The organism is Salmonella sp. K21076 (genome assembly GCF_039650795.1).
Taxonomy (GTDB): Bacteria; Pseudomonadota; Gammaproteobacteria; order Enterobacterales; family Enterobacteriaceae; genus Salmonella; species Salmonella enterica.
This window is the reverse complement of sequence record NZ_JBCLYA010000029.1, coordinates 1-4,583: the sequence shown is the minus strand read 5'-3', so window position 1 is coordinate 4,583 and position 4,583 is coordinate 1. Positions and strand designations below refer to the sequence as shown.

Below are 4,583 nucleotides of genomic sequence, written 5' to 3'. Positions count from 1 at the left end.
CCCATCCTGACGGATGGGCTTTTTTGCATGTGTGGTAACTGTAAAAATGTAGGCCTGATAAGCGCAGCGCCATCAGGCAACCTGCACCGCCGGATGGCGGCTCCGCCTTATCCGGCCTACGGCAAGTTCGGCACAATGCCTGTGTACACCGCCTTATTCCGTCGACATAACCGCAAGCCTTCCCAACCCAGATACGGTAAACTATTGCCGATTGAGTATCAGGAAAGCAGCCATGACCCATTCCCTAAAACCCTGGAATACCTTCGGCATTGATCATTGTGCAAAGCACATCGTATGCGCTGAAAACGAACAACAACTACTGAGCGCCTGGCAGCAAGCAACTCGTGAGGGACTGCCGGTTATGATCCTGGGTGAAGGAAGCAACGTCCTGTTTCTGGAAAATTACGCCGGCACCGTGATCCTTAACCGCCTGAAAGGCATTGAGGTGAATGAAACCGCGGACGCCTGGCACCTACACGTCGGCGCAGGCGAAAACTGGCATCAGCTGGTTCGCTATGCGCTGGACAACAACATGCCCGGCCTGGAGAATCTGGCGCTCATCCCTGGCTGCGTTGGTTCCTCGCCTATACAGAATATTGGCGCGTATGGCGTAGAACTACATCGCGTCTGCGACTACGTTGACTGCGTTGAACTGGAAACGGGAAAACGTCTGCGTTTGTCCGCGGCGGAATGCCGTTTCGGCTATCGTGACAGTATCTTCAAAAATGAATATCAGGATCGCGTTGCGATCGTCGCGGTGGGTCTGCGTTTGTCAAAGCAATGGCAGCCGGTGTTGACCTATGGCGATCTTACTCGTCTGGACCCGAAAACGGTCACCGCGCAACAGGTGTTTGATGCTGTATGCCATATGCGCACCACAAAATTGCCGGATCCTAAAGTGAATGGCAATGCGGGCAGCTTTTTTAAAAATCCCGTTGTCGCAGCCGATATCGCTATGGAACTGTTAGAACGATTTCCCAACGCGCCGCATTACCCTCAGGCAGACGGCTCAGTGAAGCTGGCGGCAGGCTGGCTGATAGATCAATGTCAGTTGAAAGGCGTCACCATTGGCGGCGCTGCGGTGCATCGCCAACAGGCGCTGGTATTGATTAATGCGAATGATGCGACAAGTAAAGATGTGGTGGCGCTGGCGCATCATGTCCGGCAAAAAGTGGGTGAAAAATTTAATGTCTGGCTGGAGCCTGAGGTTCGCTTTATTGGTCAGTTCGGAGAGGTGAACGCTGTGGAGAGCATTGCATGAAAGATACTACCGTTCCCCTGACGCTGATCTCACTACTTGCCGACGGAGAGTTTCACTCAGGCGAGCAGTTGGGTGAACGGCTGGGAATGAGCCGTGCGGCTATTAATAAACATATCCAGACATTACGCGACTGGGGAGTAGATGTATTTACCGTTCCCGGGAAAGGATATAGCTTACCGGAACCCATCCAGTTACTGGATGCTGACCGTATACATAGCCAACTGGATAGCGGAAACGTGGCGGTATTGCCCGTTATCGATTCAACCAATCAGTATTTACTTGATCGAATTGGCGAGCTGCGTTCAGGCGATGCCTGTGTAGCAGAATACCAACAGGCGGGGCGTGGTCGTCGCGGGCGTAAATGGTTCTCACCGTTTGGTGCGAATCTATATCTTTCAATGTACTGGCGTCTGGAGCAGGGGCCTGCGGCGGCAATAGGCTTGAGTCTGGTCATTGGAATTGTGATGGCGGAAGTGCTGCGTGAACTGGGCGCAGATAAAGTTCGTGTGAAGTGGCCTAACGACCTTTACCTACTGGATCGCAAACTGGCGGGTATTCTGGTCGAGTTAACCGGTAAAACGGGCGATGCCGCACAAATAGTGATTGGCGCTGGTATTAACATGGCAATGCGTCGTGTAGAAGAGGACGTGATAAATCAGGGATGGATCACACTACAAGAGGCCGGAATTACGCTCGACCGCAATATGCTGGCCGCAAAGCTGATTTATAAGCTACGTGCTGCGCTTGAGCTTTTTGAGCAAGAAGGTCTTTCTCCTTATCTTTCGCGCTGGAAAAAACTGGATAATTTTATTGATCGTCCGGTAAAACTAATTATTGGCGACAAAGAAATATTTGGTATTTCCCGCGGCATTGATACTCAGGGCGCATTATTGCTTGAACAGGATGGCGTGATTAAACCCTGGATGGGCGGAGAAATATCGCTGCGAAGCGCCGAATAGTAAAAAAGGGGAGTCGGTACTCCCCTTTTTTCTGTTATTTCCGCAATCTTACCTGTTCCACCGCATGGTTAGCGCTCTTGGTCATAATAAGGCTGGCACGTTCTCGCGTAGGTAAGATATTTTGTTTTAAATTCAACCAGTTAATTTCTTTCCAAAGCGAAGCTGCTGTATTAACAGCTTCTTCTTTAGATAATTTCGCATAATTGTGGAAATAAGAGTCAGGATCGGTAAACGCCCCTTCGCGGAATTTCAGGAAGCGATTGATATACCACGTCTGAAGAAGTTCTTCTGGCGCATCAACGTAAATAGAGAAATCAACGAAATCAGAGACAAATACATGGTGCGGATCGTGAGGATAATCCATACCGCTTTGTAAAACATTCAAACCTTCAAGAATCAATATATCAGGCTGAGCGACGGTTTTATCCCCTTCAGGAATAACATCGTAAATCAAATGAGAATAGACTGGCGCCGTCACGTTCGGTACGCCCGACTTGAGGTCAGAAACGAATTTCACCAGTCGGTGCATATCATACGATTCGGGGAACCCCTTTTTCTTCATTAACCCGCGTTCTTTCAACACCTGGTTTGGGTGGAGGAAGCCGTCTGTGGTAATCAATTCAACACGGCGGTGTTCCGGCCAGCGACTCAGCAACGCTTGCAGAACGCGTGCTGTCGTGCTTTTACCCACTGCGACGCTGCCCGCGATACTGATGATGTAAGGGATTCGCTGGCCGTTAGTGCCCAGAAACTGTTCCAGGACAGCCTGACGACGCAGATTTGAACTGATATAGAAATTTAGCAAACGGGAGAGAGGTAAATATATTTCTGCAACTTCTTCCAGCGATAAATCTTCATTAATGCCTTTTAACTGCGCGATCTCATCCTCGGTCAGGGTCATCGGCACAGAATCGCGAAGCGCAGCCCACTGGCTGCGATCAAACTGTAGGTAAGGCGTCATTAACGATTGCTCTTTTATACTCATAAGCATGTTTCTGGCTGCTATTGCTACATCAGTTCAGCGATGAACGAGGGCCATCCCTGACATGCAACGGCACGTCACATTTAAGTTAATTTGGACAATGGGCAGGAGGGTAACACCAGATGGGGAGGAATAATAAGAAAAAATCTCGCTGTGAAAGCTATCCCTGAGAAGCAATGTGACGAATATACCAGATACAGAAGATTGCTTTCTATCGACGGAGCGTTGAAATGCCGCGTCGTATCCTGGTCAGACGGTTGGTAAAATGCCGAAAATTTATGCTCTCTTGTTTGAAATTAGAGCATTTTTGTCTCTTATAGCGCAAAATGTGAGCGATAGAACATTTTATGCAATTTTTTAGTTGCATGAGCACGCAGGTCTCCATAGAATGCGCGCTACTTGATGCCGACTTAGCTCAGTAGGTAGAGCAACTGACTTGTAATCAGTAGGTCACCAGTTCGATTCCGGTAGTCGGCACCATCAAGTCCGGTGGGGTTCCCGAGCGGCCAAAGGGAGCAGACTGTAAATCTGCCGTCACAGACTTCGAAGGTTCGAATCCTTCCCCCACCACCATTTTCGGCCGCGCGATGGCGCAGCCCGAGACGATAAGTTCGCTTACCGGCTCGAATAAAGAGAGTTTCTCTCGATATTCAGTGCAGAATGAAAATCAGGTAGCCGAGTTCCAGGATGCGGGCATCGTATAATGGCTATTACCTCAGCCTTCCAAGCTGATGATGCGGGTTCGATTCCCGCTGCCCGCTCCAAGATGTGCTGATATAGCTCAGTTGGTAGAGCGCACCCTTGGTAAGGGTGAGGTCGGCAGTTCGAATCTGCCTATCAGCACCACTTCTTTTCTCCTTCCTGTTTTTCTCTTCTGTTTATTAGCATTCAACAAGTCGGGCGTGTTGCCTGGTTGATGTGGTGATATCACCGATTTATCCGTGTCTTAGAGGGACAATCGATGTCTAAAGAAAAGTTTGAACGTACAAAACCGCACGTTAACGTCGGTACTATCGGCCACGTTGACCATGGTAAAACAACGCTGACCGCTGCCATTACTACCGTACTGGCTAAAACCTACGGCGGTGCCGCCCGCGCATTCGACCAGATCGATAACGCGCCGGAAGAAAAAGCGCGTGGTATCACCATCAACACTTCTCACGTTGAATACGATACCCCGACCCGCCACTACGCACACGTAGACTGCCCGGGGCACGCCGACTATGTTAAAAACATGATCACCGGTGCTGCTCAGATGGACGGCGCGATCCTGGTTGTTGCTGCGACTGACGGCCCGATGCCGCAGACCCGTGAGCACATCCTGCTGGGTCGTCAGGTAGGCGTTCCGTACATCATCGTGTTCCTGAACAAATGCGACATG

Annotated in this window: 6 protein-coding genes and 4 tRNA genes; 8 read left to right on the top strand and 2 right to left on the bottom strand. The window is 50.0% G+C overall.

All coding sequences use genetic code 11. The annotated features are described in order from the left end of the window. The 3 genes from AAYN39_RS10570 to birA all read left to right on the top strand — a co-directional run. The coding region (locus AAYN39_RS10570) for a hypothetical protein (RefSeq protein WP_346253950.1) at positions 1–273 on the top strand (273 nt) is incomplete at its 5' end. Then, the gene (gene murB / locus AAYN39_RS10565) at positions 233–1,261 is read left to right on the top strand and encodes a UDP-N-acetylmuramate dehydrogenase (protein WP_000149790.1); all 1,029 of its coding nucleotides are present in this window, start codon (positions 233–235) and stop codon (positions 1,259–1,261) included. The genes AAYN39_RS10570 and murB, both read left to right, overlap by 41 nt. Next, entirely contained in the window at positions 1,258–2,220 is a 963-nt protein-coding gene (gene birA, locus AAYN39_RS10560) for a bifunctional biotin--[acetyl-CoA-carboxylase] ligase/biotin operon repressor BirA (RefSeq protein ID WP_000655746.1), read from the top strand. Before murB ends, birA begins: the two co-directional genes overlap by 4 nt. A 34-nt stretch (positions 2,221–2,254) precedes the next feature. On the opposite strand, the gene coaA is transcribed toward birA, so the two are convergent. Both coaA and AAYN39_RS10550 read right to left on the bottom strand, forming a co-directional pair. Further along, positions 2,255–3,205 carry a type I pantothenate kinase gene (coaA, locus tag AAYN39_RS10555; RefSeq protein ID WP_000023068.1) on the bottom strand — a complete coding sequence of 317 codons (951 nt, stop codon included), beginning with the start codon at positions 3,203–3,205 and terminating at the stop codon, positions 2,255–2,257. Positions 3,206–3,413: 208 nt separating this feature from the next. Continuing rightward, on the bottom strand, positions 3,414–3,587 hold the full coding sequence (locus AAYN39_RS10550; protein WP_001775645.1) for a hypothetical protein: 174 nt from the start codon (positions 3,585–3,587) through the stop codon (positions 3,414–3,416). Between the two features lie 19 nt (positions 3,588–3,606). Between AAYN39_RS10550 and AAYN39_RS10545 the strand changes: the two genes are divergently transcribed. The 5 genes from AAYN39_RS10545 to AAYN39_RS10525 all read left to right on the top strand — a co-directional run. Next, a tRNA-Thr gene (locus tag AAYN39_RS10545) sits at positions 3,607–3,682 on the top strand. Between the two features lie 8 nt (positions 3,683–3,690). Beyond that, positions 3,691–3,775: transfer RNA gene (locus AAYN39_RS10540), tRNA-Tyr, on the top strand. 116 nt (positions 3,776–3,891) lie between these two features. Beyond that, positions 3,892–3,966: transfer RNA gene (locus AAYN39_RS10535), tRNA-Gly, on the top strand. Between the two features lie 6 nt (positions 3,967–3,972). Beyond that, positions 3,973–4,048, top strand: a tRNA-Thr gene (locus tag AAYN39_RS10530). A gap of 115 nt (positions 4,049–4,163) precedes the next feature. Continuing rightward, a partial coding sequence (locus tag AAYN39_RS10525) for a GTP-binding protein (RefSeq protein WP_001492474.1) occupies positions 4,164–4,583 on the top strand: 420 nt, incomplete at its 3' end.